Below are 17,304 nucleotides of genomic sequence, written 5' to 3' on the forward strand. Positions count from 1 at the left end.
TATTGTTAGCGGCAGCACTGGATCTCGAAGTTGCGGTCCACACCACCCCCGGTCCCGGTGGGTGGACTGCGGAAGGCGTTGTCGTATGTCTCTAACCCTGCCTGCGTTGAATGGCTCCGTCCGGAAAGCGGGCGATTTCGCCCAGGGCGTGAATGTCATGGTCAAGCGGCGGCTGTTCAATCCGCTCCGGCCCGATCACGCGGCACGGTCCGCGTTCAATGTGCTCAAGTTCGGCCCCTTCGCCGGGGTCGTCATGCACGCGGCGCAGACCAGACCGGGCGCGGCGGCCATCGTCGACGAGCGCGGCGAGGTGAGCTTCGGCCAGCTCAACGAGCAGTCGAGCGCGCTGGCCCGCGGGCTGGAGGCGCAGGGCATCAGGCCCGGTGACGTGGTCGCCTTGCTGGCGCGCGACCATCGCGGCATGGTGCTGAGCCTGCTCGCGACGGGCAAGCTCGGTGTGCGCACGGTTCTGATGAATACCGGCTTCGCGAAACCGCAGTTCGCGGACGTGGCCGAGCGCGAGAACGTCAAGGCCGTGCTGCACGACAGCGAATTCCTCGACCTGATGAGCGCGATTCCGACCGAGATCCCTCGGGTGCTCACCTGGGTGGACGAGAAGGACAGTGTCGATCCGTCGGTCCCGACCATCGAATCGCTGATCGCGGGCCGTTCCACCGAACCGCTGCCCGCACCCGCGAAGCCGGGCGGCATGGTCATCCTGACCAGCGGCACCACCGGCACTCCGAAGGGCGCGCCGCGCGACCGGGTCAGCCCGTTCGCCTCGGCCCAGTTCGTCGACCGGGTGCCGCTGCCCAATAACGGCACCATGATCATGGCGGCGCCGATCTTCCACGGCACCGGCCTGTCGCAGTTCACCCTCGGCCTGGCCCTCGGCAACCGGGTGATCTTCCAGCAGCGCCGGTTCGATCCGGAGAAGACCCTCGCCAATATCACTCGCTACAAGGCGGATTCGCTGGTCGTGGTCCCGACCATGCTGCAGCGCATCCTCGATCTCGGCGACGAGGTGCTGGCCAAATACGACCCGAGCAGCATCAAGGTGATCTTCGCGGCGGGCTCGGCCATCGCACCCGATGTCGTCACGCGCACCCTCGACTACTTCGGCGACAGCCTCTACAACCTGTACGGCTCCACCGAATGCGCGGTCATGACCGTCGCGACCCCCGAGGATCTGCGCAAGGCCCCGACCACCGCGGGCAAGGCCCCGGTCGGCATCCGGATCGTGCTGCTCGACGAGAACCGCAAGCCGATCACCGCGCCGAATGTCACCGGCACCATCTTCGTGGACAACGGTTTCGCCTTCACCGGCTACACCGACGGCCGGACCAAGGAGATCGTGGACGGCATGATGTCCAGCGGTGACGTCGGGCATTTCGACGCCGAGGGCCTGCTCTACATCGACGGCCGCGACGACGACATGATCGTCTCCGGCGGCGAGAACGTCTTCCCGCTCGAGGTGGAGAACCTGATCGCGGGCCGCGACGATATCTTCGAGGCCGCAGTGGTCGGCGTCGACGACCGCGAATTCGGCAAGCGGTTGCGCGCCTTCGTCGTTCCCGGCCCGGACTCCAAGCGCGACGCGCAGGAGATCAAGGATTATGTCAAGGCGAATCTGGCGCGCTACAAGGTGCCGCGCGAGGTGATCTTCCTCGACGAGCTGCCACGCAATGCGACGGGCAAGCTGCTGCGCAAGCCGTTGATCGAGATGGAAATCGACGCGAGCTGAACTCGCCGGCCGCACACCTGCGGAATTCACCGGAAATCCGCCAGGTGTGCGGCTTTTGCGTTTCCTCCACTAAGAAACTCGATGCATCCCATGAATTTCGGCCGCCGACCGAGTGGCCCGCAAGCGATCGCCGGCGAATCGGTCGGTAATCCTTCGGCTATCATCAGCGCGTGAGTATCGAGTCCGGCCCGGCCGCTGCGGGGCAACGCAGCGCCGTCGCGCGAATGCGCGGCGCATGTGCCGGTTCGATCTCCGGGGCCATATCCGTTGCCGCACATGGGTGGGCGTCCGGCGGTATGGCGCCGAGCGGTACCACCCTCGTGCTGCTCGCGGCCGCCTCGGCCGTCATCGGCGCATTGGTCGCCGGGTTGGCGTCGCTGCGCGATTCGTCGATCGGGCTGGTCGTGGTGCTCGTCACCGGTCAGCTGCTCGGCCACCTCACCATGGGGTGGAGCGCTATGCATCACGGCGATGCCCAGCTCACCCCCGGCATGCTCACCGCGCACGTCATCGCGGCCGCGCTCGCTGCGATTGTGATCCGAGGCGCGGAAGCCGCGTATCGGACCGGCTGTGCCGTGCTGTCGCGGGTGTTGCCGATGCGGTATCACCCGCCCGCGATTCCCGGGCCGCTGCCGCTGCGCCTGACCCATCGCGATCGCGTCATTCTGCGGATTTTCGCCGCGGAATCGCTGCGCACGCGCGGTCCGCCGTTGGTATTCGGTTACTGATTCTCATTTACCCGGTGCACGGGCTCTGCTCGTGCTTCGTCGTCACTGCGCAAATTCCTTTTCGGGAGCCGGATCTCACCTCAGGTGTGTGAATCCGATTCGCTGGATTCATGGCTCACCGAACAGCACTGCTGACTCATTGTTGCGCGGCGCTCGCCCGGTGAACGCCGGGATCCACTGTCCGTCAGGAATTCCGGCGTTTCGCCGCGATGACGGGTGTCCGGTGGATTCCGACTGCCCTCGCCGATGACGCACGATTTCCGGGTTTCCGAACTCCAGAAACGAATCACCATGAGCATTACGGACATCAGTCCACCGGATGCCGAAACATCGGCTCCGGCAAAGGAAACGACCACACGGCCGCGCAACGGCCTCTATCCGCTTGCGATGCGGCTGCATTTCTACGCGGGTATCTTCGTCGCACCGTTCATCCTCATCGCCGCGGTCACCGGAGCGCTGTACGCGATCTCCCCGACCCTGGAATCGATTACCTCGCACGACCTGTTGAAGGTCGAGCCGAGCGGCGAGATGCGGCCGCTGTCCGAACAGGTCAGCGCGGCCGTCACCACCCAGCCGAAGCTGAAGCTGGTCGCGGTGGCGCCCGCGCCCGAGGCGGACGACACCACCCGGGTGCTGTTCACCGACCCGTCCCTCGGCGAGTCGGAACGACGCGCGGTGTTCGTGAATCCGTATACCGCGCAGCCAGTCGGCAGCGATGTCGTCTATGGCAGTTCAGGTGCGCTTCCGCTGCGTACCTGGATCGATAGGCTGCACCGCGATCTGCACCTCGGTGAGCCGGGACGGATCTACAGCGAGCTCGCCGCCTCCTGGCTGTGGGTTGTCGCGCTGGCCGGTCTGGTGCTGTGGATCCGCCGGGTCCGCGGCCGTCGCAATAGGAACTCGGCGGCCTGGCTGCTGGCACCGGACGGGTCGCAAAAGGGACGCGGCCGGTCGATGAATTGGCATGGGGCCGTTGGCATTTGGATCATGCCGGTGATCCTGCTGCTGTCGGCGACCGGTATGACCTGGTCGACCTATGCGGGCGAGAACATCACCGAACTGCGCAAGCAGCTCAGCTGGACCACGCCCGCGGTGAGCACCGCGCTGCCGGGTGCGGCTACCCCGGAACACACCGGGGGCGACCACCACGACGGCGATCACGCCGCCCATGCGCCGGTCGATACGCCGACCCGGATCGCACAACTCGACCGGGTGCATGCGGCGGCCCGCGCCAATGGCATCACCCAGGGCTCCGAGATCAGCATCCCGGCCAAGCCCGGCGTGGCATTCGCGGTGAAGGAACGGCGCATGTCCGGCACCTACACCGTCGATGCGGTCGCCGTCGACGGCGCGACCGGCACGGTCACCGACACGTTGGCCTACGCCGACTGGCCGCTGATGGCCAAGCTCACCAACTGGGGCATCCAGTTCCACATGGGCCTGATGTTCGGGCTGCTCAACCAGTTGCTGCTGCTCGTCGCGATGATCGGCCTGATCACCGTGCTCGTGCTGGGCTATCTGATGTGGTGGAAGCGGCGGCCGACCCGAGGTTCGTCGCGCTCGGGCCTCGGGCGCGCACCCCGGCGCGGCGCATTGCGCCAGACCTCGCCGTGGTTGGCGCTGCCCATCGTGGCGGCCGCACTGGTCGTCGGCTGGTTCGTCCCGCTGGTCGGGTTGAGCCTGCTCGCCTTCCTCGCCATCGATGTCATCGTCGGTCTGGTCGCCCGCAACCGCGCCACGACCTAGTGCAGCGGGTAGTCCCGCCGATTCGCGTGCCGCGCACGTTATCGCCGTGCGATTTCGCGCGAGGCGCGACGGAACGCACTGACTGATACCGCCGGGGCGTGAGGGGCTCCGGCAGTTACCAATTCGAACGACCGAACGTCAGAGGTACGGCCGTTGTATCGCCATGCCTCGAACATTCCAGACAAAGGATTTACCAATCTCATGAAGATCACCAAGTTCGCCCTGGCCGCCGCGTTCATGACGACCGCGGTGGGAATTGCCGCCGGTGCGAGCTCCGCCGCACCGATCGAGTCCGCCGAAGCGCCGATCAACTTCACCGCCCACGCCACCGACACCCAGTCGGTCATCACCACCGACTCCGGTTCGCTGGTGATCGAGGACGGTGCGCTGAAGATCAAGGCCGCCAACGGAACTACGGTCGCGGGTACCCCGCTGACCTTCCGCGTCGACGACTTCGAATTCCCGGTCGCGGCCGAAATCGCCCACCACACAGCGACTCTCACCCCGCAGCTCGATATGGCGCATGCGACCTACCGGCCGGTCGCGCTGCCCTACGAGGACAAGGCGCCCTGGAAGACCGAGTACGACCGTGAGCAGGCCGCGTGGTCGCGCATGACCAGCACCATCAGCATGGGCGCCACCATCGGCACCCTGGTCGGCGGTATCGGCGGCGGCGCCATCGGCTGCATCCTCGGCGGCATCGCGGGTGCCACGGTCGCCTCGGCCACCATCGTCGGCCTCTTCGGCCCGTTCATCCCGGCCGCGGCCGTCGGCTGCCTCGGCGGCATCGTCGCGGTCGGCGCGCTCGGTGTGCTCGCGGGTCAGATCCTCGTGACCGCTCCGGTCGCGATCGGTGCCGCGCTCCAGTACTTCACCACGACCAGCCAGCCGTTCAGCGCACCCGCAAAATAGCCTGCCGCACAACGCAGGACAGTGCCCCCGCCCGATGACAATCGGGCGGGGGCGCTTGTCCGCCGCTGATGTAGCTGAATATTCGCTACAGTTCGGAAACTTGGCTGTTAATGGGTGGATTCGGCGGTGGCCTGTGTATCTGTCGGTGGTGTGCGGCATCATCTGTGCACGCAGCCATCCACGAATACCGCTCGGAGTGCACCATGCCGTCCCCAAGAACGAAACCACAGCCGTTGTCGGACACTGAGATTCAGCAGATCGCCACGGACATCGCGGGTGGTCGGCCACCGATGGTGTGGTTTACCGCGGCCGCGGTGGGCGTGCCGGAGGGACGGTCCGGCAAAGTGATCGAGATCGGTGATCGATCCGAGAGCGACTTCCTGCGCGTGAAGCCGACCGGATCGAAGGATGTACTGTCCTTTTCTCCGACCGAAGTCACGTTGACCAAGCCGCCACGGGATAAGGCGGCGACCGCTAGCCCTGCCCAGCCGAAGTCGACAACCAGGAAGGAATCGACTGTGACCCAGCCGTCGACCTTGACGAGCACCGCCACCCCATCGACCCCTGCGCCGAGCCCGGCTCCGACCGCCACCCCGAAACCCGTTGCCCCCGCGACCGAACCGGCCAAACCGGCGACGCCAGCGGGCACCACGAAGCCCGCGACCAAGGCCACCGCCGCCGCGCGCAGCAAGGCGAAGACGCCGGAGGTCACGGTGACGCTGACCGGGACCGCGGACGGCGAATGGTCGGTCGACGTGGTCAGCGGTAAGAAGAAGACCGTGCGCGGGCTGCCGGTGACCAGCTCGGCGGTGGCGCAGGCGGCCAAGGTGCTGCATCCGGAGGTGGCCGAGGTGGTCGCCGGAATCCTGGAGGCGGCGCGCGTGGTGCAGGAGACCAAAGTGCAGCAGTTACAGGCCGAGTTGGAGGAGGCGCGGCGGCTGCTCGAGGAGCTGTCGGACTAGATCACGGTGGTGGCTGAAACAACTGGTGACGCTAGCTGACCGGACCGCCGTGCTGGCTGGACCGCGGTATTGGTTTGATCAGACCGCGGTGCTCAGCTGATCAGAACGCGGTGGTCAGCCCATCAGACTGCGGTGCTGGGCTGATCGGACTACGGTGCTGGGCTGATCAGACTGCGATGCTGGGCTGATCAGACCGCGATGGGCTGATCAGACCGCGGTGCTGGCGGACTTACCGCTGGCATTGTGCGTCCTGCCACCCGGGCGCCAGATCCGGCGCCCCGAGTCGGCCGTGCCGTGGCGTGCGTCGCTGCCATGGCGTATCTCGACGCCGTGGCGCAGATCGTCGTGGAACGCATAACCGAGCGAGTACTCCTTCGCGTGGTACATCGCCGAATCCGCATCCCGGATGAGGTCGTAGATGGTGTCCTCGGAGCTGCGCGGGCTGGCGCACGCCAGCCCGACACTCGCGGTAATCGGGATTTCGCCCGCGCTCAGCTCGAACGGCCGAACGAAGGCGCCGAGTAGTCGTTCCGCGAGCATGGCCGCCTGTTGCCGCCCGAGCGGCGCGAGCACCACGAATTCGTCGCCGCCGTAACGAGCCACCACATCCTCGCGCCGGATGACGTGCCGGATCCGCGATGCCGCATTCGCGATCAGCTCATCGCCGACCGCGTGGCCGTAGCTGTCGTTGACCATCTTGAAACCGTCGAGGTCGATGAAAACCAGACACAGCGGCTGCTCGATCCAGTGCTCGCGGTTGCGATTCAGCGCGCGCAGCAGGGCGGCCCGGTTCAGCAATCCGGTGAGCATGTCGTGATCGGCCTGGTACTGCGCGCGCCGTTCACTGCGCGCACTGCGCACGATGGCGCGTTCGCTGCGCACCAGCACGCCGATGAGCAGCAGTGCGCACAGCGAGGAGACCACCACCCGATCGAGGGTGTCCAGGATGGAGCCGACCACCGGAACCAGTGAGGCCACGATCAACGCGACCGCGATGAAGCTGGCCCGCTGCCGCGAGTGATGCGGGTGGATGCGCCGGGGCGCGCCGAGGGTCGCCATGGTCGGATGCAGCGCCGCGATACCGACGATCAGGTAGGCCACCAGCAGTGGCGCCAGCAGCATCTCGTGCGCGACGGGTGCGTTGCCGACGGTGTCGAGGCTGTAGCCGAGATCGCCGATGAGCACGGCGATCAGGCCGACGTGCAGCAGCCGCAGCGAGGTCTCCGAGCGGGTCGCGGTCGCCATCGAATGCGCGACGAGGGTCAGCAGCAATGCGTCGACCACCGGATAGGTAGCGGCCACCAGGGTGTTCGCGGCGGTGTCGTGCGATTGCAGGATCGGTGATATCAGAAAGGTCCACGAGGTCAGCAGCGCACCCAGGCCGATGAGCGCGGAGTCGAGCAGCAGATCGTAGTTGGCCCGGACCTGGCGCGGACGCAGCCACAGCGTCGCGGCCGCGCCGATGCCGAAATAGCCTGTGAGAGTGAACAGATCGTCGATCGGGTGCATCGAGTGGCCGTCGATCTCGCGCGTGGTCGTGCCCACGGCGAACAGTACGGCCGAGGCCGAGAGCAGGTACCACGGCAGCGGCCGCTCGGGCCGATGCCGCCGCAGACCGACACCGATCATGGTGAGCGCACCGATCACCACGGCCGCCATGGTCAGCAGCGACAACAGCCGCGAATCGACCAGGAGCAGCACCGTGAGCCCGATCGCGGTACCCGCAAGAAGTCCTGCGCACCGCCGCACTTCGATGCGGCGCCGGGCGGTCGTCGGCTGCTCTTCGTTGAGTGTCATCAGCCCCCCTTGGTCGCTCCATCCCCAGTGAACCGCGCCGCGTAGTAGGTCTGTGAATCCTCCACCGCGACTTCGACGTTCGCCTGTTGCTCATCGAGCACCGCTCGAATGCTGTCGGCGAAGGAAAACCGAGTGTTGTTGTACGAGCAGATGTCCCAACCGACCGCTGCGCGCTCGGCCACCAGTACCTGGACAACTGATTTGATCATGGCATGGAACGCGGCCCCTTGTCGCGCACTTGGCGCAACAAGGGTGAAACCCGCGTAGTAGATCGCATCGCGCGCCGCATACTCGGGATAGCGGGCGACGAAGTACTCCGGGCTGATCCACGGAACGGTCTCGAGATGTTTGGTCAGCGTCGTCACCCCGATGGGTTCACCGGTCGCGGTGCGCGCGACATGTTTTGCAACTCGCGGGTCGACCATCTCCTCGTGGAATTCGGACCGGTGCAGCACCTGTCTGGCAATGGCCTTGGTGCGCAATGGCCCGAAGGCCTCCTCGTACAGCCGGTGGAACATCTCGATCCGCTCGTCCGGTATGCACGATTCGATCGTGACGTGTAGCTCATACAGTCCACCCGTCGCCCGACCACCACCCCCCATCGAATCGCTGCGCGATGCCGCCGTCATCGCGGCCCCCATGGCGTGGTGTGGTACGCGGCCAGCACCAGCGCGCAGGTCGGTGTGCCATCGGAGCGGGCCTCGGTGGTGCACAACTGGATCGGGCCGAACCGCTCCGGCCGGTTGCGGGTCATATCGGTCAGGCTGGCTCGGATCAGTCCCGCGACCTCGGCGGCGGTTTCGGCCTCGTGTTCGACGAAAAGTCCGGCGCCGGAACCGTCGTCGCGCAGCACCCAGCCGATGCCGGCGCCGGCCCGCTCACCCGCCGCGTTCGCATGCTGCGCGGCGTACACACAGTAGAGCCGATCTCCCCAGGGGATCGGCTTGCGGACGCGGCCGGTACGGGTCAGGGTGGCGCGCGGCGGAATGACCGATGACAGGCGAATCAAGTTGGCATCACCTACTCCCAGGTCACGCAGTGCCGCATCGAAGGCCGACATGGCCGTCGGGCCCGCCCCGGTCGCCGCGCCGATCTCGATCGTCAGTGGAGCTCCGGAGTCACGCTGATCGCCGCGTTCCGGCCTGCCCATGGGTGGGAGTAGTCGATCGATCCACTGCAGCCCGAGTAGGCCGCTGCGTGGGGTCGTGTGAATCATAATGCCCTCCCGAAACCGTCGGCCGATTTTGCAGGCCGGTATTGCGTTGAATTCGACTGTGCGTCATGAAGATCGATCGCGCATTCGCGTCGACCGAAGACCGTGCTCGCGCGGCGTGTCGTAGGGTGTGGTTCCCGGTGGTTGCTGGGATGACAAGCGTGGGCACTGGCGATGAACAAAGCGAGGAATTCGTGCCGAAGTGGGTGGCGCCCGGGCGGGTCAACATCATCGGTGAACACACCGATTACAACGACGGCTTCGTGCTGCCCATCGCATTACCGCTGGTAGTCGAGTGTGCGGCGGAGGTCCGCCGGGACGGGCTGGTACGGGTGGCATCGCGGCAGCGCCCCGGCGAGGTGGTGGTTGTCAAGCCGGGTGACCTTGGCGCCGAACGGGATCGGCTGCCGTCCTGGGCGCGCTACCCATTGGGCGTTGTGTCCGAATTCGGGAAGCATGGGCATCCGGTCGACGGGATCAATCTCGAGTTGGACGGCGCGGTGCCGATCGGTGCGGGGTTGTCCTCCTCGGCCGCGCTGTCGTGCGCGGTGGCGGTCGCGCTGCGAGATCTGTTCGCGCCCAGCGTCACCGATCGCGAGTTGATCGATATCGCGCGTGCCGCCGAGAACGAGTACGCGGGAGTGCCGACAGGGGTGCTGGATCAGTGCGCCTCCGTCCTGTGCCGGGCCGGACATGCGCTCTTCCTCGACGTTCGTCGTTTTCTCGGGTCGGCCGGCAGCGGATACGAACAGATCCCGTTCGACCTGAATCGGTTCGGACTGGAACTGCTCGTGATCGATACCGGGCAGCCGCACGAATTGGTCGAGGGGGGTTACGCCACCCGACGCGCCCAGTGCGAGGCGGCGGCCGCGGAACTCGGCGTGCCCGCACTGCGCGATGTCGATTCGATCGCCGCGCTCGACCGGATCGCCGATACGGTCCTGCGGCGCCGGGCTCGACACGTCGTCACCGAGAATGCCCGAGTATTGACGGTTGCCGAAAAGTTGCGGGAAGGCGCGGATCCACGGGATATCGGACCGATCCTCACCGCTGCGCACGAATCCCTCCGCGATGATTTCGAGGTGTCCACACCGGCTCTGGACACGGCCGTCACCGCGGCGCTAGATACCGGGGCGCACGGCGCGCGCATGGTCGGCGGCGGGTTCGGCGGCAGTGCCATCGCACTCGTCGACCGAGATGTGACCGCGACGGTCGCGGATAGGGTGCGAAATCGGTTCGCGCGATCGGGTTTCGACGCACCCCGCACCTTCGTGGTGCTGCCGGGCGCGGGCGCGCACCGCGCGGACTGAGCTACCGATTGGGCGAATGTCCAATTTTTCTCCGTGATTGTGCCCCGCGGGTGCGGCACAATCACGCACAGTAGAACGCACCACTAGCTCGACGCCCGGTTTCATCGCCTGGAGGGACGACGCTGTGCCGCTTGCCGATTCGACCGTTTTCCTATCAGCGCCGGATATCGTCCCGGCGCAGGCCTCCTCGACGTTGCGACTGGATGCCCAGCCCGTTGACTATGCGCTGGTCGCACTGTATTTCTTCTTCGTACTCGGCATCGGCCTGCTGGCCAGGCGGCGGGTCTCGTCGAGTATCGACTTCTTCCTCTCCGGACGATCGCTGCCCGCCTGGGTCACCGGCCTCGCCTTCATCTCCGCCAACCTCGGCGCGGTCGAGATCATGGGCATGTCGGCCAATGGCGCCGAATACGGCTTCCCGACCTTCCACTACTTCTGGATCGGCGCGGTGCCCGCCATGCTGTTCCTCGGCGTGGTGATGATGCCGTTCTACTACGGCTCCAAGGTGCGCAGTGTGCCGGAGTTCATGCGGCGGCGCTTCGGCACCGGCGCCCATCTGGTGAACGCACTGAGTTTCGCGATCGCGCAGGTGCTCATCGCCGGGGTGAATCTCTACCTGCTCGGCTCCATCCTGAATGTGCTGCTCGGCTGGCCGCTGTGGGTTTCGGTGATCGTCGCCGCGGCGATCGTGCTCTCCTACATCACCCTCGGCGGATTGTCCGCGGCGATCTACAACGAGGTGCTGCAGTTCTTCGTGATCGTCGCCGCGCTGTTGCCGCTGACCCTGGTCGGCCTGCACAAGGCGGGCGGCTGGGAAGGGCTGCGGGACAAGGTGACCGGATCGCCGGGCGGCGCCGACCAGTTGGAGTCCTGGCCGGGCAATGCGCTCAGCGGATTCTCCAATAACTTCCTGTCCGTGATCGGCATCGTCTTCGGCCTCGGATTCGTGCTCTCATTCGGTTACTGGACCACCAACTTCGTGGAAGTGCAGCGGGCGCTGGCCACGCATTCCATCTCCGCCGCGCGGCGCACCCCGATCATCGGCGCCTATCCGAAGATGTTCATTCCGTTGATCGTGGTGATTCCCGGCATGATCAGCGCGGTGCTGGTGCCGCAGATGAGTGAGTACAAGGCGGCGGTCAAGGCCGATCCGAACTTCTCCGGGGATGTCACCTATAACCAGGCGCTGCTGTATCTGATGAAAGATGTGCTGCCGAACGGGCTGCTCGGTGTCGGGCTGGCGGGATTGCTCGCGGCGTTCATGGCGGGTATGGCCGCCAATATCTCCGCCTTCAACACGGTGTTCAGCTATGACCTGTGGCAGCAGTATGTGCGCCGGGATCGGCCGGACGGGTACTACCTGACCGTGGGGCGGCTGGCGACGATCGGCGCGACCGTCGCGGCGATCGGAACCGCGTTCATCGCCGGCAATTTCAGCAATATGATGGACTATCTGCAGACGCTGTTCAGCTTCTTCAACGCGCCATTGTTCGCCACGTTCATCCTGGGCATGTTCTGGAAGCGGATGACGGCGACGGCGGGTTGGATGGGGCTGGTCTTCGGAACCCTCTCGGCCATCGTGGTTTTCATTCTGCACAAGACCGGTGTCTTCGAATTGTCGGGCCAAGGGTCGAGTTTCGTCGCGGCCGGTGTCGCGTTCGTCGTCGATATCGTGGTCAGCGTCGCGGTCACCCAGGTGATTCGATCGAAACCCGACGCCGAACTCATCGGGCTCGTCTATTCGCAGACGCCGAAGGAACTGCGCCATGATCCGGACGAGGCCAGCCTGCCCTGGTATCAGCGTCCGGTGCTGCTCGCGGGCATTGCCCTGGTCCTGGTCATCGCCCTCGATATCGTCGTCGGATAAGGAGGCCAGCCTATGCTTTTCGATATCCGCACCATCGTCGGGTCGCTGCTCGGCAGTTACGCCGTCATCCTGATCGTGACCGGGCTCGTGCACGACACCGCGGCCGAGGAGGCCAAGACCGGTGGTGTGAATGTGAATGTCTGGGCGGGGATCGGCATGGGGGCGGTGGCGCTGGCATTCCTGGTCTGGGTGTTGCTGCGGCCGGTTGCCGTGCCGACGAAGGTCGACGCGCCTGCGGCCGAGGCGGATTCGCCGCCCGAGCCGTGACTCGGTACTATCTCGCCGGTGTTACGGTCGGGGCATTCGAGATTCGCGAAGCGGTTGCAGGAGATGATCTTTGAGCCACGCCACCGACATCCGGCCGTTCCCGTTGCAGCCGACGCCGATCCACGTACCCGATGAGGTGCTCGCCGATCTGCGGCAACGACTCGCCCTGACACGCTGGCCCGACGATGCGGGCAATGACGACGGCTATTACGGCGTCGACCGCGGCTACCTGCAGGAACTCGTCGAGTACTGGCATCGCGAATACGACTGGCGCAAGGCCGAAGCCGCGATCAACGCCTACGAGCACTACCGGGTCGACGTCGACGGCGTCCCCGTGCACTTCATGCGCAAACCCGGCGTCGGCCCGAATCCGGTGCCGCTGATTCTCACCCATGGCTGGCCGTGGACGTTCTGGCACTGGTCCAAGGTCATCGACCCGCTCGCCGATCCCGGTGCCTACGGCGGTGATCCGGCCGACGCCTTCGACGTGATCGTGCCGTCCTTTCCCGGTTTCGGCTTCTCCACGCCGCTGCCGAACAACCCGGATATGAATTTCTGGAAGGTCGCCGATCTCTGGCACACCTTGATGACCCGAACCCTCGGCTACGAGAAGTACGCCGCCGCGGGTTGTGATGTCGGCGCGCTGGTCACCGGGCAGCTCGGCCACAAATACGCCGACGAGCTGCACGCCATCCACATCGGCTCCGGCCAGAAGCTGACCTTGTTCAACGGCGATCGGGCCTGGGATATCACCGGCGGCCGCCCGATTCCGGAGGGCCTGCCCGATGACGTGTACGCCCGAATCATCGAGCTGGAGCACCGTTTCGGCGTGCATCTCGCCGCCCATGTGCTCGAACCGAGCACCCTCGCCTTCGGCCTATCCGACTCACCGGCGGGCATGCTCGCCTGGATACTCCAGCGCTGGATGCGGTGGAGCGACGACGGCGGGGATATCGAAACCGTCTTCCCCAGAGACGATCTGCTCACCCACGCCATGATCTTCTGGGCCACCAACTCGATCGGCACCTCGATCCGGACCTACGCCAATAACAATCGCTACCCGTGGACCCCGTCCCACGACCGCCAACCCGTCATCGAGGCTCCCACCGGCATCACCTTCGTCGGCTACGAAAATCCCCCCGGCGTCACCACCGACCGACGCGTCCAGAGCTTTCTGGCCGGCGACCGCGCCGCTTGGTACAACCACGTCAACCTCACCGCTCACGACAGGGGCGGCCATTTCATCCCCTGGGAAATCCCCGACCTCTGGACCGAAGACCTGCGCCGCACCTTCCGCGGGCGCCGCTGAGTCGCTCCAGCCCATGCAATGTCGTCGACTGCCAGCGATGGTTCGTCGGCCACCGTCGCCGGAGTCACTTCGCGTAGGCGGACCAGCACCCGAAGAGCTGTGCGGTCTGGCGGCGGTTTTTGGCACTGTCCTGGATGGCTCGGGCCAAGGTGGTTTTTCCGGCGGACGATGTGGCCGTGGGACGAAGCCTCGCGCCGGTCACGGGTTCAGCGGCGCAGGGTGGTTTCGCGGTGCATGTGCGATAGCTTCTCGGGGTTGCGGACGGCGTAGAGGCCGGTGATGAGGCCGTTGTCGATGCGCAGGGCGATGACCGTGTCGACCTCGCCGTCGAGGCGCAGCACGAGTGCCGGGTAGCCATTGACCTGGGCCGGGTGCAGCGACATGGCGGCGATCTGGCTCTTGCCGATGGCCAGCAGGCGGGCCACCTTGTCGGCGCCCGCGACGGGGCGCAGCACCGCTTGTTTGATTCCGCCGCCGTCACCAACCAACACGACATCCGGGGCGAGGATGTCGAGCAGGCCCTGTATGTCGCCGGTCGCGATCGCCCGCTGGAACGCCTCGAACGCCCCACGGGTATCGGCCGGAGAAACCACACCGCGCGGTCGGCGCGCGGCGACGTGTGACCGTGCCCGGTGCGCGATCTGGCGGACCGCGGCCGGGGTTTTGTCGACGGCTTCGGCGATCTCGTCGTGGGACAGATCGAATACCTCGCGCAGCACGAACACCGCCCGCTCGGTCGGCGTCAGCGTCTCCAGCACCAGCAGCATCGCCATCGAGACGTTCTCGGCCAGCTCGACATCGTCGGCGACGTCGGGCGTGGTCAGCAGCGGCTCGGGCAGCCAGGAGCCGACGTAGGACTCCTTGCGGCGGCCGAGCGTGCGCAATCGGCCCAGCGACTGGCGGGTGGCGATCTGGACCAGGTACGCGCGCTGATCCCGCACCGTGTCGAGATCGACGCCGACCCACTTCAGCCAGGTCTCCTGCAGGACGTCCTCGGCGTCGGCGGCCGAGCCGAGCATCTCGTAGGCGACGGTGAAGAGCAGGTTGCGATGGGCGACGAAGGCTTCGGTCGCGGGGTCCGGGCGGCGATCCGCACTCATGACCGCGCTCGCTGGATCCCGAATGTGCTCGCCATCGGTGGCTCCTGTCTCTTCGTTCTCGACCAACTCGCTCACAAGACGCCGGTCCACCACATTCTGTGACACCAGGTGCTTGTGACGGGCATCACTGAGCCGAGCCGTCACCGGATCGGAGCGGCGGCATCTCCTGTTCGAACGACCGATCGGGCAGGTCAGACCCCGGGCGCCCGCAGAGCCGGGAACCAGATATCGGTGAGCACCTCGGCGGCTTGGTCGGCGGTGACGTCGATGGTGCCCTGCATGGCCCAGCGGGTGAAGAAGCGTTCCAGTTGCGCGACAAGCAGTTCCACGCGCAGGCGGGCCTCGTCCTGCCGGTCTTCGGGCCAGCGGGCGAGGTAGGAGGTCATGGCGTTGGGTAGGGCCAGGATGCCGCGGCGGGCGATTTCGCGGAATTCCGGTTCCAGTGCGGTCGCCTCGTCCCAGGCGGGCAGCAGGTCCTTGTACTCGTGGAACCAGGCGATGGCGCGGGTCACCCAGTCCACGAATTCGGCGCGGGAGCCGGTGTCGAGCACGCGGTCCAGATCCTCGTAGAAGTGCAGTGCGGTCGGGGCGGTGCTCTGTTCGGCGATGGCGCGCAACACCTCGAGCTTGCTGGTGAAGTGCAGATAGAAGGTGGCGCGGCTGCAGCCGACGGCGGCGACGATGTCGTCCACCCGGACCGCCGCGTAGCCGCGCTCGGTGAACAGCGCCTTGGCGCCCTCCAGCAATTTGGCGCGGGTCTGCAGCTTCTGTTCGTCGCGCAGGCTCAGCGCGGGCTGGTTCGACTTGGTCGGCATGGTAGACATCATGTCATTCACTAGACACCACGTCTACCCAGTGCTACTTTGTTGCCTACGTCACTCCACGGTCGCAGGCGGCCGGCGGATGGTTCGGGCACCGCATCCGGTGCCGCCGATAGGTGACGGCAAGCCTTCAGACGAGGACTAGTGAATTGACTCAACGCAATCTGCCCCGGGTATGCGTCATCGGCGCGGGCCCCTCCGGTATCACCGCCGCAAAACGCCTGCAGGACTTCGACATTCCCTTCGATGTCTTCGAGGCGAGTGATGAGGTCGGCGGCAACTGGTACTTCAAGAATCCCAATGGCATGTCGGCCTGCTACCAGTCGCTGCATATCGACACCAGCAAGTTCCGCCTCGCCTTCGAGGACTACCCGGCACCGGAGGAATGGCCGGATTTCCCGCACCATTCGCAGCTGTTCCAGTACTTCCAGGATTACGTCGACCATTTCGGCTTCCGCGACAAGATCCTGTTCGATACCAAGGTCACCGCGGCCGAACGCCAAGACGACGGCAGCTGGCTGGTCACCGCCAGCGACGGCCGCACCCGCGGCTACGACGTGCTGATCGTGTGCAACGGCCACCACTGGGATCCGCGCACGCCCGACTATCCGGGCGAATTCGACGGCGTGCTGATGCACAGCCATGCCTACAACGATCCGTTCGACCCGGTCGATATGCGCGGTAAGAAGGTCGTTGTGGTCGGCATGGGCAATTCCGGACTGGATATCGCCTCGGAACTCTCGCAGCGCTTCATCGCCGAGAAGCTCACCGTCTCGGCCCGGCGCGGCGTGTGGGTGCTGCCGAAGTATGTGCACGGCACGGTCGGCGACAAACAGAGTGTGCCGCCGTGGATTCCGCGCAAGGTCAGCATGAAGCTCAAGCAGCGCTTCGTGCGCAAGTTCCGCGGCGATATGGAGTTCTACGGACTGCCGAAGCCGGATCACAAACCATTCGAGGCACATCCGTCGGCCAGTGAGGAGTTCCTACATCGCGCCGGGTGTGGCGATATCGCATTCAAACCGGCGATCACCGCGTTGGAGGGTCCGCGGGTGCGCTTCGCCGACGGCAGCACCGAGGAGGTGGATGTGATCGTCTGCGCCACCGGCTATCACATCAGCTTCCCGTTCTTCTCCGATCCGAGGCTGCTGCCGGACGAGCAGAATCGCATCCCGCTGTTCAAGCAGATGATGAAGCCGGGCGTGGACAATCTTTTCTATCTCGGCCTGGCCCAGCCGCTGCCGACGCTGGTGAATTTCGCCGAACAGCAGAGCAAGTTGGTCGCGGCGTATCTGACCGGCAAGTATCTGCCGCCGTCGGAGGCGGAGATGACCGCGGAGATCGCCGCGGCCGAACAGCGGCGCAGCGGGCGGTATTACAACTCGCCTCGGCACACCATCCAGATCGAATTCGAGCCGTATGTGCGCGATATGCACCGGGAGATGGCAAGGGGCGCGAAGCGAGCCGCCGCCGCGGGCAATGCCTTACCGGTGCCCGCCCGGGTCTTCGCGAACGCGTGAGGGGCCGCTCA

Annotated in this window: 15 protein-coding genes; 10 read left to right on the top strand and 5 right to left on the bottom strand. The window is 65.9% G+C overall.

The annotated features are described in order from the left end of the window. Nucleotides 1-85 precede the first annotated feature (85 nt). From ACHQ4I_RS12610 to ACHQ4I_RS12630, 5 genes are all read left to right on the top strand, one after another. Nucleotides 86-1,744: an acyl-CoA synthetase gene (locus ACHQ4I_RS12610; protein WP_420771894.1), complete on the top strand. Its 1,659-nt coding sequence runs from the start codon at nucleotides 86-88 to the stop codon at nucleotides 1,742-1,744. 170 nt (nucleotides 1,745-1,914) lie between these two features. Beyond that, complete coding sequence (locus ACHQ4I_RS12615) at nucleotides 1,915-2,472, top strand: hypothetical protein (RefSeq protein WP_420771895.1); 558 nt, start codon at nucleotides 1,915-1,917, stop codon at nucleotides 2,470-2,472. 291 nt (nucleotides 2,473-2,763) lie between these two features. Beyond that, nucleotides 2,764-4,218 (top strand): PepSY-associated TM helix domain-containing protein, encoded by a 1,455-nt coding sequence (locus tag ACHQ4I_RS12620; RefSeq protein WP_420771896.1) that lies wholly within the window; start codon nucleotides 2,764-2,766, stop codon nucleotides 4,216-4,218. Between the two features lie 201 nt (nucleotides 4,219-4,419). Further along, nucleotides 4,420-5,130, top strand: a complete 711-nt coding sequence (locus tag ACHQ4I_RS12625) for a DUF8020 domain-containing protein (RefSeq protein WP_420771897.1) — start codon at nucleotides 4,420-4,422, stop codon at nucleotides 5,128-5,130. A gap of 290 nt (nucleotides 5,131-5,420) precedes the next feature. Further along, nucleotides 5,421-6,092 (top strand): DUF6319 family protein, encoded by a 672-nt coding sequence (locus tag ACHQ4I_RS12630; RefSeq protein WP_420772663.1) that lies wholly within the window; start codon nucleotides 5,421-5,423, stop codon nucleotides 6,090-6,092. Nucleotides 6,093-6,299: 207 nt separating this feature from the next. Here the strand turns inward: ACHQ4I_RS12630 and ACHQ4I_RS12635 are convergent, their stop codons facing one another. The 3 genes from ACHQ4I_RS12635 to ACHQ4I_RS12645 are packed head-to-tail and all read right to left on the bottom strand — an operon-like array spanning nucleotide 6,300 to nucleotide 9,105. Beyond that, nucleotides 6,300-7,889: a diguanylate cyclase domain-containing protein gene (locus ACHQ4I_RS12635; RefSeq protein WP_420771898.1), complete on the bottom strand. Its 1,590-nt coding sequence runs from the start codon at nucleotides 7,887-7,889 to the stop codon at nucleotides 6,300-6,302. After that, complete coding sequence (locus tag ACHQ4I_RS12640; protein WP_420771899.1) at nucleotides 7,889-8,518, bottom strand: polysaccharide deacetylase family protein; 630 nt, start codon at nucleotides 8,516-8,518, stop codon at nucleotides 7,889-7,891. The genes ACHQ4I_RS12635 and ACHQ4I_RS12640 overlap by 1 nt, the downstream gene beginning before the upstream one ends. Further along, the gene (locus tag ACHQ4I_RS12645; RefSeq protein WP_420771900.1) at nucleotides 8,515-9,105 is read right to left on the bottom strand and encodes a pyruvoyl-dependent arginine decarboxylase; all 591 of its coding nucleotides are present in this window, start codon (nucleotides 9,103-9,105) and stop codon (nucleotides 8,515-8,517) included. Before ACHQ4I_RS12645 ends, ACHQ4I_RS12640 begins: the two co-directional genes overlap by 4 nt. A 158-nt stretch (nucleotides 9,106-9,263) precedes the next feature. On the opposite strand from ACHQ4I_RS12645, the gene galK reads away from it, so the two are divergent. The 4 genes from galK to ACHQ4I_RS12665 all read left to right on the top strand — a co-directional run bounded on the left by galK (nucleotide 9,264) and on the right by ACHQ4I_RS12665 (nucleotide 13,855). Beyond that, nucleotides 9,264-10,412 (top strand): galactokinase, encoded by a 1,149-nt coding sequence (gene galK, locus ACHQ4I_RS12650; protein ID WP_420771901.1) that lies wholly within the window; start codon nucleotides 9,264-9,266, stop codon nucleotides 10,410-10,412. Nucleotides 10,413-10,578: 166 nt separating this feature from the next. Beyond that, a complete protein-coding gene (locus tag ACHQ4I_RS12655; protein ID WP_420772664.1) occupies nucleotides 10,579-12,279 on the top strand; it encodes a sodium:solute symporter family protein in 1,701 nt (566 codons plus the stop codon). Nucleotides 12,280-12,291: 12 nt separating this feature from the next. Beyond that, complete coding sequence (locus ACHQ4I_RS12660; RefSeq protein WP_420771902.1) at nucleotides 12,292-12,546, top strand: hypothetical protein; 255 nt, start codon at nucleotides 12,292-12,294, stop codon at nucleotides 12,544-12,546. A gap of 70 nt (nucleotides 12,547-12,616) precedes the next feature. Beyond that, nucleotides 12,617-13,855 (top strand): epoxide hydrolase family protein, encoded by a 1,239-nt coding sequence (locus ACHQ4I_RS12665; protein ID WP_420771903.1) that lies wholly within the window; start codon nucleotides 12,617-12,619, stop codon nucleotides 13,853-13,855. A gap of 206 nt (nucleotides 13,856-14,061) precedes the next feature. Here ACHQ4I_RS12665 and ACHQ4I_RS12670 read toward each other — a convergent pair whose 3' ends face one another. After that, nucleotides 14,062-14,955 (bottom strand): RNA polymerase sigma-70 factor, encoded by an 894-nt coding sequence (locus ACHQ4I_RS12670; protein WP_420771904.1) that lies wholly within the window; start codon nucleotides 14,953-14,955, stop codon nucleotides 14,062-14,064. Between the two features lie 191 nt (nucleotides 14,956-15,146). Further along, nucleotides 15,147-15,770: a TetR/AcrR family transcriptional regulator gene (locus ACHQ4I_RS12675; RefSeq protein ID WP_420771905.1), complete on the bottom strand. Its 624-nt coding sequence runs from the start codon at nucleotides 15,768-15,770 to the stop codon at nucleotides 15,147-15,149. A 155-nt stretch (nucleotides 15,771-15,925) separates the two neighbouring features. On the opposite strand from ACHQ4I_RS12675, the gene ACHQ4I_RS12680 reads away from it, so the two are divergent. Beyond that, on the top strand, nucleotides 15,926-17,293 hold the full coding sequence (locus ACHQ4I_RS12680) for a flavin-containing monooxygenase (protein ID WP_420771906.1): 1,368 nt from the start codon (nucleotides 15,926-15,928) through the stop codon (nucleotides 17,291-17,293). Nucleotides 17,294-17,304: the final 11 nt, after the last annotated feature.

Origin of the sequence: Nocardia nepalensis, assembly GCF_048910785.1 — a bacterium.
GTDB classification, from domain to species: Bacteria; Actinomycetota; Actinomycetes; order Mycobacteriales; family Mycobacteriaceae; genus Nocardia; species Nocardia nepalensis.